Raw genomic sequence first — 22,410 nt, 5'->3', positions numbered from 1 at the left:
GTCATCCTCCATTATCCCAGACCGGCAGGCCGCTGACAACGGCCAGACCGATCACCGAGTAGGCCGCCCGGCGGTATAGTCGCTCGTGCCGGGGGTCGAACAGCGCCTGGCCGATCGTTGTCGTGACCGCGTACGGGATCGACACGATCCCCGCGAGCAACAGCAGCCCCGGCGTGATGTCGCCCTTGATGCCGAGGTTGACAAGGATCACGGCGTCAAGCGCGGCAAGAAAGAGGATCGTGTTGGCGCGCACCGCCTGCACCAGCGCCTGGCCCGCGAGATAGAACAGGATCACCACAGGCCCCGTGAGTCCCGTCATGCCGCCGATGACGCCTGCCGCCGCGCCGATCGGCAGGAGCATTGGCACCGGGACGGGGCGCGCGTAACGCCACCCCGCAAGCAGGGCGGCCAGCATGCCGCCCGCCACGCCGGTCACGACCCACCGCACCGCCGTCCGGTCGAGCAGGTCAAGCAACCCGATCCCCACCGGCACCGTCAACAGCGCCGCCGCGACCAGCAGGCCGACCTCGCGGCGGCTGGCCTGTCCCCAGGCGCGGGGCAGGACGACGGCGTTGCTGGCAACCCCCGTCAGAGCGATCACCGTGACGACCTGCTTGGGCTCAAGGAAGATATTCGCCACGGGCGCGAATATCAGCGCGGTGCCGAACCCGGTGAAACCGCGGATGATTCCAGCAACCGAAATGACAAGCAGCAACCACGCCAGCCCCGGCGTGGCCATTGCCGCGCCCAGAGCATCAGGCATCCACGTTGGCGAACTGGGTTCCGGCCCCCTTGTCCGGCTTGGACCAGTCGCGCTTGACGCCCAGCCAGAGCAGGATGACGCTGGCGACGAAGACCGACGAATAGGTGCCCACGATCACGCCCCAGATCATCGCGAAGACGAAACCGCGGATCACGTCGCCGCCCAGGACGAAAAGCGCCATGAGCGCCAGAAGCGTGGTGACAGAGGTCATCACCGTGCGGCTCAGCGTCTCGTTGATCGAGATGTTGAGGACTTCGGCCAGAGGCTTTTTCTTGTACTTGCGCAGGTTCTCGCGCACCCGGTCGAACACCACCACCGTATCGTTCAGCGAATAGCCGACGATGGTCAGCAGCGCGGCGATGATCGCAAGGTCGAACTGTATCTGCAACTCCGAGAATATCCCGATGGTGAGCACCACGTCATGCACCAGCGCCGCCACCGCTCCGAGGGCGAACTGCCACTCGAAGCGCAGCCATATGTAGACGAGCACCGCCCCGATAGCGAGCAGCACCGCGACCACGGCGGCCTGTATCAGCTCTCCCGACACCTTCGGCCCGACACTCTCGACCGAGGTGAAGGTGATGTCGGGCACCACCTGTTGCAACGCGGTTCGGACGTCCTCTATCACCGCGGCGGAAACGCTCTCCTGTCCTTCCTGCGCCTGGATTCGGATCATCGCGACGTTCTGCTCCGGCCCGAAAGTGGGATCGAAGACCTCCGTGATCGTCACATCGCCCAGCTCCAGCTGCTGGATCGCGTCGCGATAGGCGCCGATATCGACGGGCTGGGTGCTTTCGGTCCGGATCGTGGTGCCACCGCGGAAATCGATGCCGAAGTTCAGCCCCTGAAGCGCGAAGGACCCGGCCGCCACGACGATCAGCACGGCAGAGATGCCAAGCGACAGCTTCCAGCGGCTGAAGAAATCCCAGGATGTCTCCCTTGGGACCAGCCGCAGCATCCGCCCCTGCAACACCGTCTTGGGGCGCTTGCGCTCGAACCACATCACGACCAGCAGGCGCGTGACGAAAATGGCCGTGAACACCGAGGTGATGATGCCAAGGCCAAGGGTGACGGCAAAACCCCGCACCGGCCCGCTGCCCATGGCAAACAGGATCAGCGCGGTGATGAAGGTGGTGATATTGGCGTCGGTGATGGCGCTCAGCGCCTTTTCGTAACCCAACTCGATGGCCCGCGCCGGCCCCTTGGCGGTTTTCGCTTCCTCGCGGATCCGCTCGAACACCAGCACGTTGGCGTCCACCGCCATGCCGATGGTCAGCACGATCCCGGCGATGCCCGGCAGCGTCAGCGTCGCGCCGATGGCGCTAAGCAGGCCGAAAATCAGCCCGACATTGAGGACAAGCGCGATGTTGGCGAACAACCCGAAGAGGCCGTAACTGGCGAACATGAACACCAGAACCAGCGCGAAGGCGGCAATGCAGGCCACCTTGCCGGCCTCGATGCTGTCGGCGCCGAGCTCGGGGCCAATGGTGCGTTCCTCGAGGAATTCCAGCCCCGCGGGCAGCGCCCCCGCCCTCAGCAGCACCGCGAGTTGCGTGCTCTCCTCGACGGTGAACTGGCCGGTGATGATGCCCGACCCGCCCGCGATATGGGCCTGGATCACGGGCGCGCTGATCACCTCGTCGTCCAGAACGATGGCAAACGGGCTGCCGATGTTCTCGGCGGTGTAGTCGCCGAACTTGCGCGCGCCCGAGGGGTTGAAGCGGAACGAGACCGCCGGCCGCCCGTTCTGGTCGAAATCGGGCTGCGCATCCACCAGCTCGTCGCCGGTCACGACCGGGGCGCTTTCGACGATGTAGTAGATGCCCTCCTCGTCCATCGCCGGCAGCAGCTCGTTGCCGGGGCCGGGGCGTTCGTCACCGTCGCTCGTGCGGTTGACGACGGGGTGAAAGGTCAGCTGCGCCGTTGTGCCGATGATCTCCTTGAGCTCGGCCGCGCTGCCGATCCCCGGCACCTGTATGAGGATGCGGTCGCGCCCCTGCCGCTGGATGGTCGGCTCGCGCGTGCCGACCTCGTCGATGCGGCGGCGCACGATCTCCAGCGCCTGCCGCACGGTGCGCTCGTCGGTAGCACGCTGCTCAGCCTCGCTGAGAGCGACGAGGATCTCGTTGCCCTGCGTGCTCACCTCGATATCGCTGGCGTTGACGCCGGTCACGCTGGTGACGGGCCGCGCCAGCCCGCGCACGAGCGTGGCGGCATGGCCCACGTCGGGGTCGTCGGCGGTCAGCCGCACGCGCAGCGTCGCGTTCTCCACCCCCTGCAAACGGATCGGCCCGACCCGGCCGCGCTCCTCGCGAAGCACGTCGCGGATGTCGGGCCACATCGCCTCCATCCGGGTTTCGTAGACTTCCTCGACCTGCACCTCGGCCAGCAGGTGCGCGCCGCCGCGCAGGTCGAGGCCCAGGTTGACCAGGCTGGAGGGCATCCAGTCGGGCCAGCGCGCGGCCTCCTGCCGCAGTTCGGCGGTCTCGGTGCCGCGCTCCATCGCGCGGACTGCGTCGTTGTGCGTCTCCACCCGGCTGTAGAAGGCGTTGGGCAGCGCCATGAAAAGCCCGAGGGCCACAAGGGCCCAGATGACAACGCGCTTCCACAGGTCGATCTGGAGCATTTTTACGCCTTTTCAGAGGGGTGGGCGAGTCTCCCGGCTCAGCTCTCGGCCGGTTCGGTCTTGGACAGCACCTGGCTGACGGTGGACTTGACGACACGCACCTTCACGCCCTGGGCGATCTCGACCTCGATCTCGTCGTCATCCTTGACCTTGGACACCTTGCCGATCAGGCCGCCCTGCGTCACCACCTGGTCGCCGCGGCGCAGCGCCTCGACCATCGCCTTGTGGTCCTTGAGCTTTTTCTGCTGGGGCCGGATCAGCAGGAAATACATGATCGCGAAGATCAGGATCAGGGGAATGAACTGGCCAAGGGCTTCCATGCACGCGTTCCTTTATGGCTGGGGCGCGGCCCTCGGCCGCGGAATTGGGCGCGAACCTAGTGTTCGCAAGGGGCATTTGCAAGGCGGGAAACCGGGGCGGCCCCGCGTCGGTTTGACGTGGTTGTGACGGCGGTTTGCCAGGCGGTCTTGGGGTATGCGCGTTTCGCGGGCGGGTTGCGGGCAATCGCCCGGAAAGGCTCGGTAACATTGCCCAAAGGCTGCGAGTGGCCGGCGCATTGGCCACGGCACGAGCTTGAGCCACAGGAATTCTTCGAAGAATGGTGCAAATGGCAGGCCGGTCCAGAGAGTTATGAGCTGCCCGAGGCGGAAGGCGGCTGATACGTGACGGATTGTGCACCAAGGGCAGCGTCCGCCCCGTGGGGGGACGGGCCGGGCGCTGCCCGGCCTTGCGGCCGAGCGATGATATGGCGCGGCGCGGTTTGCGCCCCGCCCTACACCTTCGGAAAAATCTGGGGCATAAGGCTGCAAACGAGTCGATCACAGACCGGGGGACAGGCCCATGCACGACATCCGCGCGATCCGAGAGAACCCGCAAGCCTTCGACGCCGCCATGGCCCGGCGCGGGGTGGCCGACGCCTCGGCGGGGATTCTCAGGCTCGACGAAGAGCGGCGCGCGCGCATCCATGCCGCCGAGACCGCGCAGGCCGAGCAGAACCGTGCCTCCAAGGAGGTCGGCGCCGCCAAGGCCGCGGGCGACGAGGCGGAATTCGGGCGCCTGCGCGCGCTGGTGTCCGAGAAGAAAGCCGAGGTCGCGGCCATGCAGGCGGAGGCGCGGGAACTGGACAGCCAGCTGACCGACCTGCTGATGGAGCTGCCCAACGCGCCGCTGGACGACGTGCCCGACGGCGAGGACGAGGGCGACAACGTGGAAATCCACCGCTGGGGCACCCCGCGGGCGTTCGATTTCGCGCCGAAGGAGCATTTCGAAATCGCGGGCGTGCAGCCGGGGATGGATTTCGAGATGGCCGCCAAGCTGTCGGGGTCGCGCTTCGTGGTGATGTCGGGGGCCATCGCCCGCCTGCACAGGGCGCTGGCGCAGTTCATGATCGACGTGCATGTCGAGGAAAACGGCCTGACCGAGACGTGGACGCCCGTGCTGGTGCGCGACGAGATGATGTATGGCACCGGGCAGCTGCCCAAGTTCGGCGAGGACAGCTACAAGACGACCAACGGCTGGTGGCTGGTGCCCACGGCGGAGGTGACGCTGACCAACCTCGTCAACGGGGAGGTCGTCGAGGAGGACAGCCTGCCGCACCGCCACGTGGCGCATACCCAGTGCTTCCGCTCGGAGGCGGGCAGCGCAGGCAAGGACACCGCCGGCATGCTGCGACAGCACCAGTTCGAAAAGGTCGAGATGGTCAGCGTGACCCACCCCGACAGGAGCCGCGCGGAGCTCGACCGGATGACGGGCTGTGCGCAGGACATCCTCGAGCGGCTCGGCCTGCCCTATCGCACCGTGGTGCTTTGCGTGGGCGACATGGGATTCGGCGCGCGGCGCACGCACGATATCGAGGTTTGGCTGCCCGGGCAGGACACTTATCGCGAGATCAGCTCGGTCTCGGTCTGCGGGGATTTCCAGGCGCGGCGGATGAACGCGCGGTTCCGCCCCGCGGGCGGCGGCAAGCCGCAATTCGTGCACACGCTGAACGGCTCGGGGCTGGCGGTGGGGCGCTGCCTGATCGCGGTCCTGGAGAACGGACAGCAGGCCGACGGATCCGTGGAACTGCCCGAGGTGCTGCATCCCTACCTGAGGGGCCGGACGCGCCTGACGGCCGAGGGCGCGCTGGCCTGAGGCAGGCGCGTCAGCCGCCGTTGGCTGCCTTGGGTGGCGTGCCGGGCTCCGGCGTGTAACGCACGCAGAGTTGACCGATCTCGAAGGGGGCGAGGTTCATCGCCACGCAGGCGCAGTAACCGCCCTGGCCGCGGTCCTCGTAATGGTGACAGTTCTCGCAGGTGCCGATGGCGCTCGTGCCGCGCTCCCGCGCCAGATCCGCGGCCAGCTCGGGCAGGAGCCGCGCCAGCGCCGCGCGCCCGGCCTCGTCCAGCCGGGCAATCGCCGCGGTGAGATGGCGCAAGGGGTCGCGCGCCAGCAGCGCGTGCCCGTCTCCGGTCACCTCGAAGCGCACGCTGCGGCGGTCGTGCTCGGCCCGGCGCCGTTCCAGCAGGCCGCGCGATTCCAGTGTCTTGATGGTCTGCGAGGCCGTGCCGCGGGTTGTCGCCTGGAAGCTGGCAAACGCCGAGGGCGTGCGCGAGGCGCGGTTGGCGCGGGCGAAAAAGCGCAGCGCCGTCCATTGAGCCGCCGTCAGCGGGGCGGCGCCGCCGGTATCCTCGCCGCGGGCCGACCGGCCAATATGCACAAGCAACTCGGCCAGCTGGTCGGTAGAGGCAGGGGGGGCGTCCGGACGGCTCATGCGCGTTTAGTAGCGATTCAAAACCAGTTTGACAAGCGCCGCGCAGCTCATATGATTTCGACTCGAAACCAAATCACAACCGGCCCGTGCTGAGACCGCCATGAACAAGCCCTATATCCCAGCCGCCCGCAGCAACACGGCCCGGTCGGGCCCGGCCATGCTGGACGCCGAGGAAGAGCGCCGCCTTGCCCGCGCGTGGCGCGACGAGGGGGACGTGGCGGCGCGCAACCGTCTGGTGACGGCCTTCACGCCGTTGGTGCTGTCGATCACGCAGCGCTTTACCAAGACGCGTGCACAGGAAGATCCCGACCTCGTGCAACATGCCTTCATCGGGCTCATGCGCGCGGCAGACGGGTTCGACCCCGACCGTGGCGTGCGGTTTTCCACCTACGCGTCGTGGTGGGTGCGCGCCGAGCTGCAGGATTACCGTATGGCCAACTGGTCGATCGTTCGGCGAGGGCGCTCGGCCAAGGTGCGCAAGGCATTCTTCAAGCTGGGCCCGGTCGAGGATTCGCTGCCCAGCGTGCCCGGCGAAACGGCGTCCGAACGCAATCTCAGGATCGCCGACAAGCTGGGCGTCGGGGTGCACGAGCTGGATGACATGCGGCGGCAATTCGCGGCGCGCGACAGCTCTCTCAACCGGATGACGGGAGAGGAGGAGGACACCGAGGCGGTGGACCTGCTGCCCGACCCGGATGCCGATGTCGAGGCGCAGGTTGCCGCGCGGCGTGACGGCGCGGCGTTCCGGGCAGCGATGGTGCGCCATTTCCGGCGCCTGCCTGAGCGCGAGCGCGAGATCGTCATCGCAAATGTCCTGCTGGACCCGCCCAAGACCTTGAACGAGCTGGCGCAGGACCATGGCATATCGCGCGAGCGCGTGCGGCAGTTGCGCGAGCGCGGGCTCGAACGCCTGCGCGAGGCCATCGCCGAGACGGGCGACGCCCTGCCCTCGCCCGCATGAGACGCCGTCGCGCCGTTACTGTGCCGGGACCGGGCCGGCGGACCGCTGCACCGGAAAGGGCACGAGCCGTTGGCGATCCTCGTCCCACAGCTTGAGCCGGAAGCTGGCGATGGCCTGCGGCCAGCGGATCTCGTCATGGCATTTCAGTTCGTCCGGCAGGTTCTTCTGACACTTGCGCAGCCGGTAGGACGGGATCGCGGGATTGAAATGATGCAGGTCGTGGTAGGCGATATTGCCGGTGCCGATGTCCCACCAATGGCCGAGGTCGAGCGAGCTGGACCCCTCCAGCGTGGCCTTGCGGAAATCGAGATCCGGCTTGCGGTCCCAGTAGGTGTCCTCGAAATTGTGTTGCAGGTAGACCAGGAACACGCCGATGATGCCCGCCAGAACGGCGCTGAGGCCCAGCACGACGAGGCCGGGCACGCCGAGCCCGAGGTAAACGAGCGTCACGTAGGCCGCCAGCATCAGGTTGTGCGCGATCACGCCCCCGATCCCCACCTTGCGCGTGTTGCGCGGCCAGCGATAGGCGATGAAGTAGGTGAATATGCCGCCAAGCGACAGCATCACGGCCGGGTTGCGGTACAGGCGATACCAAAGCCGGGTCCAGAACGGCGCCTCCTGCCACTCGCGCAACGTCATGGTGTAAACCTCGGTCGTCTCGCGGTGTTCGAGATTGCCGAGATAGGCATGATGAAGATTGTGATTGTACTGCATCACCCGGAACGGCGTGAGCGAAAAGATCGACAGGACGTAGCCCGCCACGTCGTTCATCCATTTCGTCGCGAAGAGCGAGTAATGCCCGCAATCGTGCTGCAGCACGTAAAGCCGCACCGAGGCAAACGCCAGCACCACGATCATCGGCACCGAAACCCATGGCGTCGCCACGTTGAGCGCCCCAATGACCAGCGCGGCGAAATAGGCCGCGAGGGTTGCGAACAAGCTGAGCGCGCCCATTGCATCGCTCTTGATCGCGTAGGCGCGCGTGTGTTCCCGGATATCCATTCTGCCGCTCCCGTTCAAAGCCAAGCAGGTGTCACGGTCGCGCCGCGAGATGAAAATTTCGGCGCCCCTTCAAAGATGTGACGGACCGACCGCGAATTGCAAGGGCCGGGCCGCGCGAAATTTTTGTCATCCGCGGAATGCCGCCCCCACCGTGACGGCGCGCCTGCCATTGACATGGCGGCCCGCGCCGCCAATTGGAGAGTCATGGAACGCATGAAGGCCATCCTCACCCTGACCGCGGCCCTTGCCTTTGCGCTTTCGCCGTTGACAACCGCGGGGTTCAACGGGTTCCGGCCCGACCAGTTCCCCGTGCCGCAGGTCGACCCGCCGGTGCAGCCGGCCGGGTATGCGTTCGGCATATGGGGGGTGATCTACCTGTGGCTGCTGGCCGGGGCGGTCTACGGGCTGTTGAAGCGCGCCGAGGCGCCCGGCTGGGACGCGATGCGCTGGCCGCTGATCGCAAGCCTTGTCTTCGGCGCGGCGTGGATTCCAGTGGCCCAGCTTTCCCCCGTGCAGGCGACCGTGATGATCTGGGCGATGCTTGGCACGGCGCTGTGGGCGCTCATGGCCTGTGGCCGCGCCGACCGGGCGTGGCTGCGCACGCCCGTGGCTCTCTATGCCGGGTGGCTGACCGCGGCGTCCTGCGTGGCGCTGGGGCTGGTGCTGGCCGGGCATGGCGTGATGACCGGGCAATCCGCCGCGATCGTGATGATCGGCGTGGCGCTGGTGATCGGGGCCTGCGTGGTGGCAGCCCGGCCCGACGCGCCGGAATATGCGCTGGCGCTCGCATGGGCGCTCGTCGGTGTGATCGTGGACAACCTCGACCCGTTGAACATGCCCGTGCTGGCGCTCTGCATTGCCGGGGTCGCCCTGCTGGGGGCGCTGGTGGCGCGGGCGTGGCGCCGGAGCGGCGCCTAGCGCCCGCGCGGTTTGTCCGACAGGTGCTTGCGCAACTTGGACGGCCCCGGCTTCTTGCGGTCCTTGTAGGGGTTGCGGTCGGATTGCGAGCGCATGTGCAGACGGATCGGTGTGCCCGGCATGTCGAAATCCTCGCGCAGCCCGTTGACGAGGTAGCGCGTGTAACTCTCGGGCAGCTTCTGGGGATGTGAGCACATCACGACGAAGCCCGGCGGCCGCGTCTTGGCCTGTGTCATGTAGCGCAGCCGGATGCGCCGCCCGCCGGGCGCGGGCGGCGGGTGCGCCGCGACCATGCCTTCCAGCCAGCGGTTGAGCCGGGCGGTGCTGATGCGCCTGTTCCAGACCTCGTGCGCGGTCTCCACCGCCTTGCGCAAGCGATCGAGCCCCTGCCCCGTTTTGGCCGAGACGGTGACCAGCGGCGCGCCCTTGAGCTGCGGCAGGAGACGCTCGAACGACTCGCGCAGGTCGCGCAGTTTATGCTGCTTGTGCTGCTCGATATCCCACTTGTTGACCGCCACCACGACGGCACGCCCCTCGCGCTCCGCGAGATCGGCGATGCGCAGGTCCTGGCTCTCGAACGGGATGCCCGCGTCCAGCAGAACGACCACAACCTCGGCGAAGCGGACCGCGCGCAACCCGTCGGCGACGGACAGCTTTTCCACCTTGTCCTGCACGCGCGACTTGCGGCGCATTCCCGCCGTGTCGAACAGGCGCACAGGCAGGCCGTCCCAATCCAGCGTTAGCGAAATGGCATCGCGGGTGATCCCGGCCTCGGGCCCCGTGAGCAGCCGGTCCTCGCCAAGGATGCGGTTGATGAGGGTGGACTTGCCGGCGTTCGGCCGGCCGACGACGGCTACCTGCATCGGCCGGTCCGGCGTCGGGCGGCGCTGGCCGTCGGCCTCCTCGGCGGTTTCGTCTATCGCGACATCCGTCTCCGGCGTCTCGTCCGCCTCGCCCGCGGCAAAGGTGTCGGCCAGCGGCAGGAGCTGTGCATGAAGTTCCGACAGCCCCTCGCCATGCTCGGCCGAGAGCCGCACCGGCTCTCCCAGCCCGAGCCCGTAGGACTCGTAGACCCCGGCATCGGCCGCGGCGCCCTCGGCCTTGTTGGCGGCAAGGATCACGTGGTCGGCCCGCTTGCGCAGGATGTCGGCAAAAAGCTCGTCGGTTGGCGTGACGCCGCTGCGCGCATCGACAAGGAACAGGCAGATATCGGCCATGTCGACGGCGCGCTCGGTCAGTTTGCGCATGCGGCCCTGAAGAGACTCGTCGCTGGCCTCTTCCAGCCCCGCCGTATCGATGACGGTGAACCGCAAATCGCCCAGCCTCCCCTCGCCCTCGCGCAGGTCGCGCGTGACGCCGGGCTGATCATCGACCAGCGCCAGCCGCTTGCCCACAAGGCGGTTGAACAGCGTGGACTTGCCCACGTTGGGCCGGCCCACGATGGCGAGGGTGAAACTCATGGTACTGTCGCTCCGGAACGGATCAAGCCGCCGTGTTACAGCAATCCGCGGTCAACGGAAAGCGAGCAATTGTCCCGCCGTGGAGATCACGTAGAGCGTATTGCCGGCGACCACGGGGTTCGTCGTGGCCCCGCCCGGCAGTGACGTGCTGCCCAGCGGCCTGCCATCCTGCGGGTCGAAAAACCGCAGCCGCCCGTCATTGGACGCCACGATCAGGCGCCCGCCGGCGATGACGGGGCCGTGATGGGCGTATATCTCGTTCTGTTTGCGGGGCTTGTCCTTGGTGAAGAAGGGCAGCTTGTGCGCCCACAGGCGCTGACCGTCACGCGCCGACAGACGCAGCAGCTCGTTGCGGTCGGACACGAGAAAGATCGAGTCGCCCGCCGGCCAGACCGGGTTGAGCGGCCCGTCCGCCGCCGTCCAGAGACGGTCGCCGCTATCGAGTTCCAGCGCCACAGTACGGCCGGCATGGGTGCCGACATAGATCCTGCGCCCATCGATCACCGGGTCCGACGTGATGTCGAGCACCCGAGCGGTGGAAAAGCCCGTGCGCCGGCCGGCCACCTGCGCGCCCCAGCGGCGGAGCCCGCCCTTGCGAAAGGCCGTCTGCACCTCGCCCGAGCCGAAGGCGAAAACCGCGTACTTGGACGACAGGGCCGGGGCCGGCGCACCAAGCACGTTGTTCTTGTTCGGCGTGCCCGTGAGCTGCCACTTGATACGGCCGGTCTCCACGTCGACCGCCCAGCCGACCTCGTCTCCCGACACGAGGTAGACAAGATCGCCATAGACGGTGGGGCTGCCGGTGCTGGTGGTGCGCAGGTCCTGCTGCCAGAGTTCCTCTCCGGTCGCTGCATCGAGCGCGGTCAGCACGCCGAAACCGGAGGATACGAACAGCTTGCCATCGCCGTAGGCCAGCCCGCCGCCGCTGGCGTCGCTGCCGGATTCGCCCGGCGGCACGAGGTCGCGCGTCCAGATCACCCTGCCCTGAGAGGACACCGCCGAAACGCGGGCCTCGGAGTCCAGCGTGAAGATGCGACCGCCGGCCACCACGGGGTCGGCGGTGATGCGGTTGCGCTTGCCATCGCCCGCGCCGATGTCGACCGACCAGGCCAGGCTCAGCGACCGGCCCAGCGCGGGATGCGCCGTGCGTGTCGTCGGGGTGGCGATGCTCTGGGGCCACTGGGTATTGGCCCGCGCCGCCGGCAGCGACAGCGGCGGCGCCTCTGCCGGGGCGGTGCGCGATATTTCCGTGGCGCTGGCCGCGGTCGCGGCGCGTATGCTCTCGCGCTCGCCGGTCAGCACCCGCTCGTTCTTGTCGCAGGCCGCCAGCAGGACAGCGCCCGCCAGACCGAGTGACATCGCAAACTGTTTCAACACTTTCGCCCCCAAACTACGGTGCGTGTCCCGCCGGGAAGGCCCGGCCGGAGGTTGCATGCCCGGCCGGTCACGCGGCCGGCTCTTCGCCGAGCGCGACGATCACCTGCCGCGCGCGCTGACGCAGCCCCGCCGTCGCCTCGGCATCCTCGACGATGCGCTGCAGGCGATCCAGCGCCGCCTGCGTCTCGCCCGTCTCGATCTCGATCAGGGCCAGCTGTTCCTCGGCAAGAAGCCGCAAAAGACCGCCGGTGCGCGTCAGGCTTTCCATCCGTTGCCGGCGTTCGCGGATGTCGAGGCCGCCATCCGGGATCGTCACCGCCTTGAGGGTCGCCAGCTGGCGGTAGACCTGCGGCACGTCTGGGCTGTCGGCAAGCGACAAAAGGCGCTGCGCGGCGCCCTGGGGGTCGACGCCCCCTTGCTCTGCGGCCGTGAGAAGTGTCAGCACAGCGCGCCCGCCATCGGTGGGGGGCTCCACCCCCGCCAGCGCTTCGGCACGGGCGGCGCGGTCCGGCGCCTCGAGCGCGGCGAGGATCGCGTCACCGAAGGCCTGCGCCTCTGCCCGGTCCTGCGCCTTGCGCCACTCGTTCCACCCGGCCGCCGCGACAAGCAATACCACGGCAAGCACCGCGATCCAGCCATAGCGGCGCACGTAACGGTACAGGCGGTCGCGCCGGACCTCCTCGCTCACTTCCTCGATGAAACTGTCGGTTTCGCTCACGCCGCTCGTCCCCTTGGCCGTTCGCCCCCTCTTACAGGCTCGGCCACGCGCTGCCAAGAGGCGCACGGGTGTTGCATCAAGGGCCCAGTCGGACCCGCCTTGAGCCCCTGGGAGAAAAAGACTAATCTAAACTGGTCAGTTCAGAGTATACGCCCGTTGTAATGGTCATCCACCACCCCATGTGACCCTGCAACGACAGAGTTTGCGCAGAAAGTTGGACGATGCGACTGTTTCCCATCCTGGCTGCAATCGTGGTGGTCGCGGGCATATACGCGTTCGTGTTCGAGCGTGAGCGGATTCGCGCGCTTCTGCCCGGGCCGACGGCACAGCAGGCGCAGCTTGACGGCGCGGATGCGCAGGACGCGCGGAATTCTGGCGCAGCCCGTCCCGATGACGCACCGATCAGCGTCGTCGCGGTGAAATCCGTCGCACGGCGCATCGACGAGGCGGTGATCCTGCGCGGCCGGACCGAGGCGGACCGGCAGGTGGACCTGCGCGCCGAGACATCGGGCCAGATCGTATCGGACCCGCTGCGCAAGGGCAGCTTCGTCGAGGCGGGCGACGTGCTGTGCGAGCTCGACCCGGGCACGCGGCAATCCGCGCTGGCCGAGGCGCGCGCACGCCTGAACGAGGCCCGGGCCCGCGTGCCCGAGGCGCGTGCGCGGGTTCCCGAGGCCGAGGCGCGGGTCGCGCAGGCCCGGGCACAACTGGAGGAGGCGAAATCACGCCTCAACGAGGCAAAGATCAACGCCAACGCCGCCAAGCGGCTGAGCGAGGACGGCTTCGCCTCTCAGACCCGCGTCGCGGCAACGGAGGCGGCCGTGCGCGGGGCCGAGGCAGCCATCCAGACGGCACGCGCGGCGCTCAAGGCCGCGGAGTCCAACCGCGAATCCGTCACCGCCGGGATCGAATCGGCCAAGGCCGGGGTGGAGAGCGCACAGGCCGCGGTGGCCGCCGCCAGCCGAGAGATCGAGCGACTGACCATCACCGCGCCGTTCGGCGGGCTGCTGGAAAGCGACAGTGCCGAGCTGGGCAGCCTGCTGCAGCCCGGCAGCCTGTGTGCCACGGTGATCCGGCTGGACCCTATGATGCTGGTCGGGTTCGTGCCCGAGACGCAGGTCTCGCGGATCGAGACCGGCGCCCGGGCCGATGCGAGGCTGGCCTCGGGCGAGGAGGTGCAGGGCGAGGTCGTCTTCATCTCGCGCGCGGCGGATCCGGCCACGCGAACCTTCCGCGTGGAAATAGAGGTGCCCAACCCGGATCTGGCGCTGCGCGACGGGCAGACGGTCGAGATATCGGTATCGGCCGATGGCACCCAGGCGCACCTGTTGCCGCAATCGGCGCTGACCCTCAACGACGAGGGCAAGCTGGGCGTGCGCACTGTGGACACGGACGGCCGGGTGGCATTCCGGGCGGTCACCTTGGTGCGTGACACGCCCACGGGCGTGTGGCTGACCGGCCTGCCGGAGACGTCCGACGTCATCATCATCGGGCAGGAATACGTTGCCGAGGGCGTGCGCGTCGAGCCGACCTACCGGGAGCTCGGCCAATGACGGGGATCGTCGACTGGGCCTCGCGCCGGGCACGGATGGTGATCGCGTTCATCGTGCTGTCCATCCTTGCCGGGGCGCTGTCCTATGTCGGCCTGCCCAAGGAGGGCGAGCCGGATATCGAGATCCCGGCGCTCTTCGTGTCGGTCCAGTTTCCCGGCATTTCCGCCGAGGACAGCGAGAAGCTGCTCGTCAAGCCGATGGAGACGGAGCTGTCGGACCTCGACGGGCTGGACAAGATGACCGGCACCGCCGCCGAGAACTACGCCGGCGTGGCGCTGGAATTCGAGTTCGGCTGGGACAAGACCAAGATCATGGCCGATGTCCGCGACGCGATGAACGCGGCCGAGGCCGAATTCCCCGAGGGCGCCGAGAAATACAAGATCGAGGAGATCAATTTCAGCGAGTTCCCGATCATCATCGTGAACCTGACCGGCGATGTCCCCGAGCGCACGATGGCGCGGCGCGCCAAGGATCTGCAGGACCGGCTCGAGGGGCTGGAACCCATCCTCGAAGCCGGTATCGCAGGCAACCGCGACGAGATGGTGGAGGTGGTGATCGACCCGCTGCGGCTGGAGTCGTACAACATCACCGCCGCCGAGCTCGTCAACGTGGTGCAGAACAACAACCAGCTCATCCCGGCGGGCGAGGTGGAAACGGCCGAGGGCGCGTTCTCGGTCAAGATCCCGTCCTCCTTCGACGAAACGCGGGATATCTACGACCTGCCGATCAAGACCAACGGCGACCGGGTGGTGACGCTTGGCGACCTGGCCACGATCAACCTCACCTTCGAGGACCGGCAGGGCACCGCCGAGTTCAACGGCGAGAAAACCGTCGCGCTGCAGGTGGTCAAGCGCAAGGGCTTCAACATCATCGAGACGGCGGACCTCGTGCGGCGGACCGTGGACGAGGCCGAGCAGACATGGCCGGAGGAATTGCGCACCGCGGTCGCGGTCGGCACGTCCAACGACCAGTCGCGCAACGTGGAATCCATGGTCAAGCAGCTGGAAAGCTCGGTCCTGACGGCGATCGCGCTGGTCATGATCGTCACGCTGGCCGCGCTTGGTATCCGGCCGGCGTTGCTGGTGGGCTTCGCCATCCCCACCTCTTTCCTTCTGTGCTTCGCGTTGCTGGCGGTGATGGGCGTGGCGGTGTCCAACATCGTGATGTTCGGGCTGATCCTCGCCGTGGGGATGCTGGTGGACGGTGCCATCGTGGTGGTGGAATACGCCGACAAGCGCATCTCCGAGGGCGAAGGCCCGATGCACGCCTATGTCGCCGCGGCCAAGCGGATGTTCTGGCCGGTGGTCAGTTCCACCGCGACGACGCTGTGTGCCTTCCTGCCCATGCTGTTCTGGCCCGGCGTGCCGGGGCAGTTCATGGGGATGCTGCCGGTTACGCTGATCTTCGTGCTGTCGGCGTCGCTACTGGTGGCGCTGGTCTACCTGCCGGTGATGGGTGGCGTGACAGGGCGGGCCGAGCGGTGGCTGAACACCCGCATCCGCCAGATCGCACGCGGATTCTGGCTGTGGCATCTGGCGCTGTTCCCGCTGGCGTTCGGCGCGGTCTCGGCCGCGGGGGCGGCCGCCCCGGTGCTGCTGGAAACGGTCGCCGCGCGGTTCGCGGCCATGGACGGCGGCGATATCCTGGGATCGGTAGTGCCGACGCTGGCCACCGTCTTCGTGCTCCTGCTGGGGGTGGTCGCGCTGGCGGGCGCGGCCATCGCCGGTGTCGTCGCGGTGCTGCTGGGTCTGATGGCGCTGGTACGGCGGGTCAAGTACGGCATGCGCGCGCTGCGCAACCTTGCCCTGCCCCGGCGGCCGGCACAGGTTTCGGCGGGCTATCGCCGGTCTGCGTTCGGCGCGGTCATCCACCTCATCGCCGGCAACCCCGTCGCGCCGCTGCTGGCATTCGGCGCGGTCTTCGTCTTCGTGGGGTCGGTGTTCATGTTCTACATGAACAACAACAATGGCACCGAGTTCTTCGTCGAGTCGGAGCCCGAGAACGCCATCGTCTACGTGCGCGCGCGCGGCAACCTGTCGATCGACCAGAAGGACGAGATCGTGGAGCGCGCCGAGGACATCGTGCTGGAGCACCCCAATGTCCGCAGCGCGTTTGCCTTTGCCGGGGACGGCGGGCTGAACAACAACACCGGCGGCGCGCAGCCGCCGCGCGACACGATCGGGCAGGTCCAGTTCGAGATGCTGAAATGGGAGGACCGCCCGAGGGTGATCGAAACGTGGTTCACCCTGCCCATTGTCGACATCCCGGTAACGCGCGAGGTGATGGATCCTGCCTATGACGGGGACCGCACGATCAACGAACTGACCGCGCGTTTGCGCGAGATTCCGGGCATCAAGTTCGAGATCCTCGCGCTGGAGCGCGGCCCGTCCTCGGCCAAGCCGGTTCACCTGCGAATCAAGAGCGACGACTGGCCGGCGCTGCTGTCGTTTACCCAGACGGCGCGCGAAAGGTTCGAACAGACGCGCGGGCTGAAGCTGATCGAGGATACCCTGCCCCTGCCGGGCATCGACTGGCAGGTGAACGTGGATGTCGAGAAGGCCGGCCGCTACGGCGCCGACGTGGCCACCGTCGGCGCGATGGTGCAGCTGGTGACGCGCGGCATCCTGCTGGACACCATGCGCGTGCCAAGCTCGGACGATGAAATCGAGATCCGCGTGCGCCTGCCCGAAGAGGACCGCGTTCTATCCACGCTCGATACGCTCAAGGTGCGCACCGAGGACGGGCTGGTGCCGCTGTCGAACTTCACCACCCGCACCCCGGTCGAGAAGCTGGCCCAGATCGACCGTATCAACCAGACGCGCTTCTTCGACGTGAAGGCCGGCGTCGTCGAGGGACTGACCAAGACCGTCACGGGCGAGGACGGGACCACGGCCGAGGTGCCGATCACCGCCAATGAACGGATCGGCGTGCTCACCGATTGGCTGGAGAGCGGGGTGGTGCCCGCGGGCATCGAGTATGAATGGACCGGCGACCAGGAGGACCAGCAGGAATCGGGCCAGTTCCTGCAAAAGGCATTTGCCGGGGCCCTCGGGCTGATGTTCATCATCCTGCTGGCCCAGTTCAACAGCTTCTACAACGCGGCGCTCGTTCTGCTGGCGGTGGTTTTGTCGACGACAGGCGTGCTGATCGGGATGCTGGTGATGAACCAGCCCTTCTCGATCATCATGACCGGCACCGGCATCGTGGCGCTGGCGGGCATCGTTGTGAACAACAACATCGTGCTGATCGACACCTATCAGGAATACAGCCGCTACATGCCCCGGATCGAGGCGATCACCCGCACCGCCGAGGCGCGCATACGGCCCGTCCTGCTGACCACCGTCACCACCATGGCCGGCCTTGCACCCATGATGTTCGGGGTGAGCCTCGATTTCATCGACGGCGGGTACAGCGTCAACAGCCCCACGGCCCTTTGGTGGAAACAGCTGGCCACCGCCGTTGTCTTCGGCCTCGGGATCGCCACGGTGCTGACGCTGATCTTCACCCCGGCGATGCTGGCGCTGCAGGCATGGGCGGTCACCTACCTGCGCTGGACGGCACGGGCCCTGGCGCGGCTGTCGCTCGGGCGGGGGAGCCGCGCGGCGCGGGACTGGGCACTGAACGTGGAGGCCAAACGGCTGAAGGCGCCGGAAATCCTGTGGGAGGAGGAACGCGGCGACGACGGCTATATCGACGAGTCCGGCGGCACGGCGCCAAGCCTCGACGACCTGGAGCGCGTGCTGCGCCACCGTTCGGGGGGCAAGCCGCTGCGCGCGGCAGAGTGACGGCGGCAGGCGCGCGGGTCAGCCCGCCCCGGCAAAGGCCGCCGTTTCCTCCAGCATCTCGGGATACCACTTTTCCAGCGCGGGCATGAACGCCTCGCGGATGCGGGCCACTTGTGCCGGTGTCAGATCCTCGCGCCAGACGCCCGCCTGCCCGCGGGCAAAGAACGCCTGCATCCCGGCCGGCCGCTCAAGGAAGCCATGCGTCTCTTCCTGTTTCTTCATCGCCTCGAAGGTGGTCGCGTTGATGGCCTTGGCAAGCTTTGCGCTGTCGGGCTTCACGCTCAGGAAATCCAGCAGGCCGCGCATCGCCTTGGCCGGCTTGTCGAGCAGATCCTCGTAGCGCACCACATGGCGCGGCAGTCCCGGCGCCTCGGTCCATGCGCGCAGGTGATCGTCCCACCGGCCCATGGCGTCGTAGATGCCGGTTTCGGTGCCCATGATGGTGTCGGGGTTCATCATGCGCCCGATCGCGGTGTCGATGTCGGCGCTCTGGTGCCGGGCGAAGGACGGGGCCAGGTCGAACGGGTTGCGCAGGATATACACCGCCCCCGCCGTCACCTCGGGCGGGATCAGGTCCACCCCCATGAAGCGCACCGCCTGGCAATGCGTCTTGACGAAATGCGTTCCCCGCTTGGACCCGGCAATCAGGCGCAGCGCCTGTGGCCGCACGCGCAGCCAGTCCTCCAGCCCCCGCCCCGCGAACGGCCCGCCATTGGCCGCGTCGAAGAAATCCTGCCGCACGTCGGCAGTGGTGAAGCGGCGCAGGTTGTTGATATCGGGCGCCTGCCCCGGCGGCATGAAATAATGCGCCAGAAGGCTGCGCATCCACGTGTTGCCGGATTTCGGGTAGGAGGCGAGCCAGATGATGCGGCGCAGGTCACTCATCGAGATACCCGTATTTCTTCATCACCTTGCGGTGGTCGTGCTTGACGCGCTCGGCGATCTCGGGGTCCAGCTCGTCCTGCCAGTAGCCGCTGCGGCCCTTGGAAAAAAACCGCTCGGCATTGGGCGAGCCCTCGACGAAGCCGGCGCTCTCTTCCTGCTTGGCAACCTCGTCGAAGCTGGAAAACCGGATCGCCTTGGCAAGGCGCTGCTCGTCCACGGGCATGCCGATATGGTTCAGAAGCAGGGCGAAGTTGCGCTCGGGTTTTTCCAGCAGGTCCTCGTAGCGCAGCACCAGCGTGGGAAAGCTGCGCTTCTGCGTCCAGCTCTCGACATGTTCCGACCAGCTTCCAAGGAACTGGGTGACGGTGTTTTCCTCCGCCGCGTTGGAGTTGTCGCTGCGCGAGATCGCCGTGGCCGTATCGGCATGGCTCATCCCGTAGTGCCGCGCGTAGGACAGCAGCATGTCCAGCGGGTTGCGCAGGATGTAGACGGCCGAGCGCGAATAGGCGTCGGGTATGAGCGTCACGCCGTATGCCTGCGCCCTGATGTTGTGGGTCTTGACGAAATTCACGTCCGCGTTGTTGGCGACGATGCCGCGCAACACCTTGTCGCGCAGGGACAGGGTGAGGTTTATGTCGCTCACGTCGATCGGACGGCCCGCGACCATGCGGTATGTCCGCGCGATCGAGTCGCCCATGCCGAACCTGTGCACCTCGTTGATGGGCACCGGCGCGTCGCGGTTCATCAGGTAGTTGGCAAGGAATATCCGCGTCCACGTGTTGCCGGATTTCGGGTAAGAGGCGAGCCAGACGATGCTTTTCTTCATGCTCACTCCAGGTAGCCGAGTTTCTTCATGTCACGCCTGTGCGCCTTGCGCAGGCGACGGGCCAGCTCCGGGGCGAGGTCCGTTTTCCACTGGCCGCTGCCGCCGACCGAAAAGAAACGCTCTGCCCTGTCCGTCTTTTCAACGAAACCTGTCGCCTCTTCCTGCCGCGCCGCCTCGTCGAAGGTGGAAAACCGCACCGCTTTTTCCACGCGCGGCGGATCCACCGGCAGCCCTGCCGCCCTGAGGATGCCGCCGAAACTCCTTTCGGGGGTTTCCAGCAAATCCTCGTAGCGGACGACATGCACCGCGAACCCGTTGACCATCCGCCAGCTCTGCACGTGATCGGACCATGACCCGAGGTAATGCGCCACGTAGCGATCATTCGGGGTCGTGACGTTGGAGCTGCTGGACATACGGTCGACCGCCTCTTCGTGCGTCACGGAAAAGTGCCGCGCGTAGGACAATGCCACGTCCAGCGGGTTGCGGACGATGTAGATGGCCGCCTGCGTCAGCTCGGGCGGAATCAGCGGCACGCCGAAGGCCTGCGTGATCGCGTTGTGGGTCTTGACGAAATTGATCGTCGCCCCGTTGGTGTTGAGGGCGTTCAACACCCGCGGCCGCAGCGCGACAACCTGCCGGGGATCGGAAAGATCCGCCGCCGGCCCGGCGGCCTTGCGGTAGTGGTCCGCCACGTGATCGGCGAAGCCATACTTGTTGATGCGGTTGATGGGTAGCGGCGCATCGCCGTTCTCCAGATAGTTCGCAAGGAACATCCGCACCCAGGTATTGCCCGACTTGGGGTAGGAGGAGAGCCAGACGATGCTTTTCTTCATTGGATGGGCGTCCCGTGCTCCATGCGTGGTGGTCCGGCCATCCAATAGAAAAGGCGGGGGGAAATGTCACCCCCCGCCTCTCTGGATCTGTGCCCGAACTTAGAAGCTCAGGTTGATCGCGGTGCCCAGAACGGTACCTTCGGCATCGGTGCCTGCAGTGACGTTGAAGTCACGCTCTTCCTGCAGAAGGTAGATGTCCCAGTCAACGCCCGGGCCAAGCGTCCGGCTTGCGCCGATACGATAGGCTTCGCGGTCGAGCGATGCTGCACCGCCGAGATCAACCTCACCCTGGTAGGTCAGGGCTTCGAAGGACCACGGACCGGCGGCATCGTAGGTGGCGCCGAAGCTCCAGCCTTCCTGGTCGGCGGTACCCGCGGGCGCGCCGTTGTCGTTCTCGGTGTAGCTGCCGCCAACGGTGATGTTGTTGAAGCCCACCTGGAAGCCCAGGCCCCAGGTTTCCGGATCGGAGAAACCGGCAACCGGCGTGTCACCCGTGCCCCAGCGTGCCGACAGCGTGATGTCGGTGGCGCCGAAGGAGTTGGAGTAGTTCATGCCGATGTCGAAGATGTCCGACAGCACGGCGTTCTTGTTGACGCTGAAGCTGTTGGCGGCGTTCACGGCGCCGGTCGGCGCGTAGGACACACCAACGGTCAGGCCGTTGAAGTCCGGCGTGTAGTAGCTGATGCGCTGAACGTCGTTGTTGCCCGCGACTTCGGTGTAGCTCGACAGGGCCGCCTGGCGGAAGCCGATCGCGGTGCCGGTGCCGGTCCAGGGGATGAAGGTCGAGGTCGACGGCGAGTTGATGTACATCGAGGTCACGCCGGGGGCGCCAACCATCGACTTGTAACCGGCCGAGTTTTCCGAACCGATGTCAACGCGGCCGAACGTGTCGGAGCTGATCGACATGTAGGTTTCGTCGATGTCGGCGGCGGTCTGCTCGCCTTCGAGCTGGACGTTGATGCCGAAGGTCATCCCGTTGTCGAGCGTGACGCTCGGCGAGAAGATGATTTCCGAGGTCGAGTGGATATCGACGCCGTCGCCCTCGGGGTCAACGCCGGCCGGGATAGCGGTGCCGGAGATGTCGCCGAAGCCGACGTGCTGGCTCATGAAGCCGCCCCAGTCCAGGTTCCACTCCTGGGCTGCTGCGGGCGCAGCTGCGACGCCGAGAGCGATCGCGCTGGTGCAGAGAAGTTGCTTTTTCAAGGTTGTCCCTCCTAGTCAAGCAGGATTTCCATTTCCACCGCACCAGATGTTGGACGCGGCTTGAGGATGGAATGCTCCAAATGAGGCCGGAGTGTCAACGCGGCGCCCCCCCGCCCAACCGTTGTTGCCCGAGTTGTGACGTAATGAACACACCGCGCCGTGATCCCCGGTGACAAAAGCCGGAAATGGCCCTGAAACCACCGGTTTTCCGGCGGTTTACGGTCGCGCCCCCCCGGCCGGCGGCGAGTCGGCGACGCTGCATCAGCCGCCGGGACCGGCCGAGTCGCCAAGGGCCTCGATCTCCTCCGCCAGCGCGGCGGCGAGCGTCAGCCCCGCGCCCGTCGACTCGCACATGCGGGGCAGGATCAGCCATTCCAGCGTCCACGACATGCCCGAGCGTTCCTGCTCGTGATCGAGGGCGAGGTGCAGCCCCGGCAACTGCACGGCGTTGAACCGCGCCAGCGTGACCAGCAGCTCCGCCCGGACGGGGTTGACCTTGTGCGCCATCGCCGAGGAGCTGCCCCCAGACCGCAGGCGTGCCGCGCCCACCCCCTGCTGCGCCATCAGCGCGATATCGTGACCCATCTTGCCAAGGCTGCCCGAGACCATCGACAGCCAGCCGCCCAGCTCGGCCAGCGGCGCGCGGTCGGTGTGCCATGCCGCCCCCGCCACGCCCAGCCCTAGATCGTGGGCCATCGCCCGCGCGATGGCGTCGCCGTCCGCGCCGAAACTGCCGCGCGTGCCGACC

18 protein-coding genes are annotated in these 22,410 nt (G+C 67.1%); 5 read left to right on the top strand and 13 right to left on the bottom strand.

Going from position 1 to position 22,410, the window contains the following annotated elements; all coding sequences use genetic code 11:
• Nucleotide 1 precedes the first annotated feature (1 nt).
• The 3 genes from ACH13J_RS05040 to yajC are packed head-to-tail and all read right to left on the bottom strand — an operon-like array spanning nt 2 to nt 3,709.
• On the bottom strand, nt 2-763 hold the full coding sequence (locus ACH13J_RS05040) for a TSUP family transporter (protein WP_397542219.1): 762 nt from the start codon (nt 761-763) through the stop codon (nt 2-4).
• The gene (gene secD / locus ACH13J_RS05035; protein WP_397542218.1) at nt 756-3,389 is read right to left on the bottom strand and encodes a protein translocase subunit SecD; all 2,634 of its coding nucleotides are present in this window, start codon (nt 3,387-3,389) and stop codon (nt 756-758) included. Before secD ends, ACH13J_RS05040 begins: the two co-directional genes overlap by 8 nt.
• A 38-nt stretch (nt 3,390-3,427) precedes the next feature.
• Nucleotides 3,428-3,709, bottom strand: coding sequence for a preprotein translocase subunit YajC (gene yajC / locus ACH13J_RS05030; RefSeq protein ID WP_397542217.1), 282 nt, complete (start codon nt 3,707-3,709; stop codon nt 3,428-3,430).
• Between the two features lie 520 nt (nt 3,710-4,229).
• On the opposite strand from yajC, the gene serS reads away from it, so the two are divergent.
• On the top strand, nt 4,230-5,522 hold the full coding sequence (serS, locus tag ACH13J_RS05025) for a serine--tRNA ligase (protein ID WP_397542216.1): 1,293 nt from the start codon (nt 4,230-4,232) through the stop codon (nt 5,520-5,522).
• 10 nt (nt 5,523-5,532) lie between these two features.
• Here the strand turns inward: serS and ACH13J_RS05020 are convergent, their stop codons facing one another.
• The gene (locus tag ACH13J_RS05020; protein WP_397542215.1) at nt 5,533-6,141 is read right to left on the bottom strand and encodes a MarR family transcriptional regulator; all 609 of its coding nucleotides are present in this window, start codon (nt 6,139-6,141) and stop codon (nt 5,533-5,535) included.
• A 100-nt stretch (nt 6,142-6,241) separates the two neighbouring features.
• On the opposite strand from ACH13J_RS05020, the gene ACH13J_RS05015 reads away from it, so the two are divergent.
• Nucleotides 6,242-7,102, top strand: a complete 861-nt coding sequence (locus ACH13J_RS05015; protein WP_397542214.1) for a sigma-70 family RNA polymerase sigma factor — start codon at nt 6,242-6,244, stop codon at nt 7,100-7,102.
• Between the two features lie 15 nt (nt 7,103-7,117).
• Here the strand turns inward: ACH13J_RS05015 and ACH13J_RS05010 are convergent, their stop codons facing one another.
• Entirely contained in the window at nt 7,118-8,104 is a 987-nt protein-coding gene (locus ACH13J_RS05010; RefSeq protein ID WP_397542213.1) for a fatty acid desaturase, read from the bottom strand.
• Between the two features lie 204 nt (nt 8,105-8,308).
• On the opposite strand from ACH13J_RS05010, the gene ACH13J_RS05005 reads away from it, so the two are divergent.
• On the top strand, nt 8,309-9,022 hold the full coding sequence (locus ACH13J_RS05005; protein WP_397542212.1) for a hypothetical protein: 714 nt from the start codon (nt 8,309-8,311) through the stop codon (nt 9,020-9,022).
• Here the strand turns inward: ACH13J_RS05005 and der are convergent.
• The 3 genes from der to ACH13J_RS04990 all read right to left on the bottom strand — a co-directional run bounded on the left by der (nt 9,019) and on the right by ACH13J_RS04990 (nt 12,577).
• The gene (gene der / locus ACH13J_RS05000; protein ID WP_397542211.1) at nt 9,019-10,482 is read right to left on the bottom strand and encodes a ribosome biogenesis GTPase Der; all 1,464 of its coding nucleotides are present in this window, start codon (nt 10,480-10,482) and stop codon (nt 9,019-9,021) included. The genes ACH13J_RS05005 and der overlap by 4 nt on opposite strands.
• A gap of 51 nt (nt 10,483-10,533) precedes the next feature.
• A complete protein-coding gene (locus ACH13J_RS04995; protein WP_397542210.1) occupies nt 10,534-11,859 on the bottom strand; it encodes a PQQ-like beta-propeller repeat protein in 1,326 nt (441 codons plus the stop codon).
• A gap of 67 nt (nt 11,860-11,926) precedes the next feature.
• On the bottom strand, nt 11,927-12,577 hold the full coding sequence (locus tag ACH13J_RS04990) for a hypothetical protein (protein WP_397542209.1): 651 nt from the start codon (nt 12,575-12,577) through the stop codon (nt 11,927-11,929).
• 221 nt (nt 12,578-12,798) lie between these two features.
• Here ACH13J_RS04990 and ACH13J_RS04985 point away from each other — a divergent pair, with 221 nt between their 5' ends.
• Both ACH13J_RS04985 and ACH13J_RS04980 read left to right on the top strand, forming a co-directional pair.
• Entirely contained in the window at nt 12,799-14,130 is a 1,332-nt protein-coding gene (locus ACH13J_RS04985; protein ID WP_397542208.1) for an efflux RND transporter periplasmic adaptor subunit, read from the top strand.
• A complete protein-coding gene (locus tag ACH13J_RS04980) occupies nt 14,127-17,915 on the top strand; it encodes an efflux RND transporter permease subunit (protein WP_397542207.1) in 3,789 nt (1,262 codons plus the stop codon). The genes ACH13J_RS04985 and ACH13J_RS04980 overlap by 4 nt, the downstream gene beginning before the upstream one ends.
• Before the next feature lie 18 nt (nt 17,916-17,933).
• On the opposite strand, the gene ACH13J_RS04975 is transcribed toward ACH13J_RS04980, so the two are convergent.
• From ACH13J_RS04975 to ACH13J_RS04955, 5 genes are all read right to left on the bottom strand, one after another.
• Complete coding sequence (locus tag ACH13J_RS04975) at nt 17,934-18,800, bottom strand: sulfotransferase domain-containing protein (RefSeq protein ID WP_397542206.1); 867 nt, start codon at nt 18,798-18,800, stop codon at nt 17,934-17,936.
• Nucleotides 18,793-19,626: a sulfotransferase domain-containing protein gene (locus tag ACH13J_RS04970; RefSeq protein ID WP_397542205.1), complete on the bottom strand. Its 834-nt coding sequence runs from the start codon at nt 19,624-19,626 to the stop codon at nt 18,793-18,795. Before ACH13J_RS04970 ends, ACH13J_RS04975 begins: the two co-directional genes overlap by 8 nt.
• Nucleotides 19,627-19,628: 2 nt before the next feature.
• Entirely contained in the window at nt 19,629-20,459 is an 831-nt protein-coding gene (locus ACH13J_RS04965; protein ID WP_397542204.1) for a sulfotransferase domain-containing protein, read from the bottom strand.
• A 99-nt stretch (nt 20,460-20,558) separates the two neighbouring features.
• A complete protein-coding gene (locus ACH13J_RS04960) occupies nt 20,559-21,662 on the bottom strand; it encodes a porin (RefSeq protein ID WP_397542203.1) in 1,104 nt (367 codons plus the stop codon).
• Between the two features lie 261 nt (nt 21,663-21,923).
• On the bottom strand, nt 21,924-22,410 hold a 487-nt coding region (locus tag ACH13J_RS04955), incomplete at its 5' end, for a lyase family protein (protein WP_397542202.1).

Origin of the sequence: Roseovarius salis, from assembly GCF_044472985.1 — a bacterium.
In the GTDB taxonomy this organism is placed as follows: domain Bacteria; phylum Pseudomonadota; class Alphaproteobacteria; order Rhodobacterales; family Rhodobacteraceae; genus Roseovarius; species Roseovarius salis.
This window is presented reverse-complemented; position numbering and strand designations above follow the sequence as displayed.

What these genes read in the sequence shown, in the direction of transcription:
- serS (WP_397542216.1), top strand. Translation starts at nt 4,230, where the DNA reads ATGCACGACATCCGCGCGATCCGAGAGAACCCGCAAGCCTTCGACGCC.
- ACH13J_RS04985 (WP_397542208.1), top strand. Translation starts at nt 12,799, where the DNA reads ATGCGACTGTTTCCCATCCTGGCTGCAATCGTGGTGGTCGCGGGCATA.
- ACH13J_RS05010 (WP_397542213.1), bottom strand. Translation starts at nt 8,104, where the DNA reads ATGGATATCCGGGAACACACGCGCGCCTACGCGATCAAGAGCGATGCA.
- yajC (WP_397542217.1), bottom strand. Translation starts at nt 3,709, where the DNA reads ATGGAAGCCCTTGGCCAGTTCATTCCCCTGATCCTGATCTTCGCGATC.
- der (WP_397542211.1), bottom strand. Translation starts at nt 10,482, where the DNA reads ATGAGTTTCACCCTCGCCATCGTGGGCCGGCCCAACGTGGGCAAGTCC.
- ACH13J_RS04975 (WP_397542206.1), bottom strand. Translation starts at nt 18,800, where the DNA reads ATGAGTGACCTGCGCCGCATCATCTGGCTCGCCTCCTACCCGAAATCC.
- ACH13J_RS04965 (WP_397542204.1), bottom strand. Translation starts at nt 20,459, where the DNA reads ATGAAGAAAAGCATCGTCTGGCTCTCCTCCTACCCCAAGTCGGGCAAT.
- ACH13J_RS05005 (WP_397542212.1), top strand. Translation starts at nt 8,309, where the DNA reads ATGGAACGCATGAAGGCCATCCTCACCCTGACCGCGGCCCTTGCCTTT.
- ACH13J_RS04970 (WP_397542205.1), bottom strand. Translation starts at nt 19,626, where the DNA reads ATGAAGAAAAGCATCGTCTGGCTCGCCTCTTACCCGAAATCCGGCAAC.
- ACH13J_RS04980 (WP_397542207.1), top strand. Translation starts at nt 14,127, where the DNA reads ATGACGGGGATCGTCGACTGGGCCTCGCGCCGGGCACGGATGGTGATC.
- ACH13J_RS05020 (WP_397542215.1), bottom strand. Translation starts at nt 6,141, where the DNA reads ATGAGCCGTCCGGACGCCCCCCCTGCCTCTACCGACCAGCTGGCCGAG.
- secD (WP_397542218.1), bottom strand. Translation starts at nt 3,389, where the DNA reads ATGCTCCAGATCGACCTGTGGAAGCGCGTTGTCATCTGGGCCCTTGTG.
- ACH13J_RS05040 (WP_397542219.1), bottom strand. Translation starts at nt 763, where the DNA reads ATGCCTGATGCTCTGGGCGCGGCAATGGCCACGCCGGGGCTGGCGTGG.
- ACH13J_RS05015 (WP_397542214.1), top strand. Translation starts at nt 6,242, where the DNA reads ATGAACAAGCCCTATATCCCAGCCGCCCGCAGCAACACGGCCCGGTCG.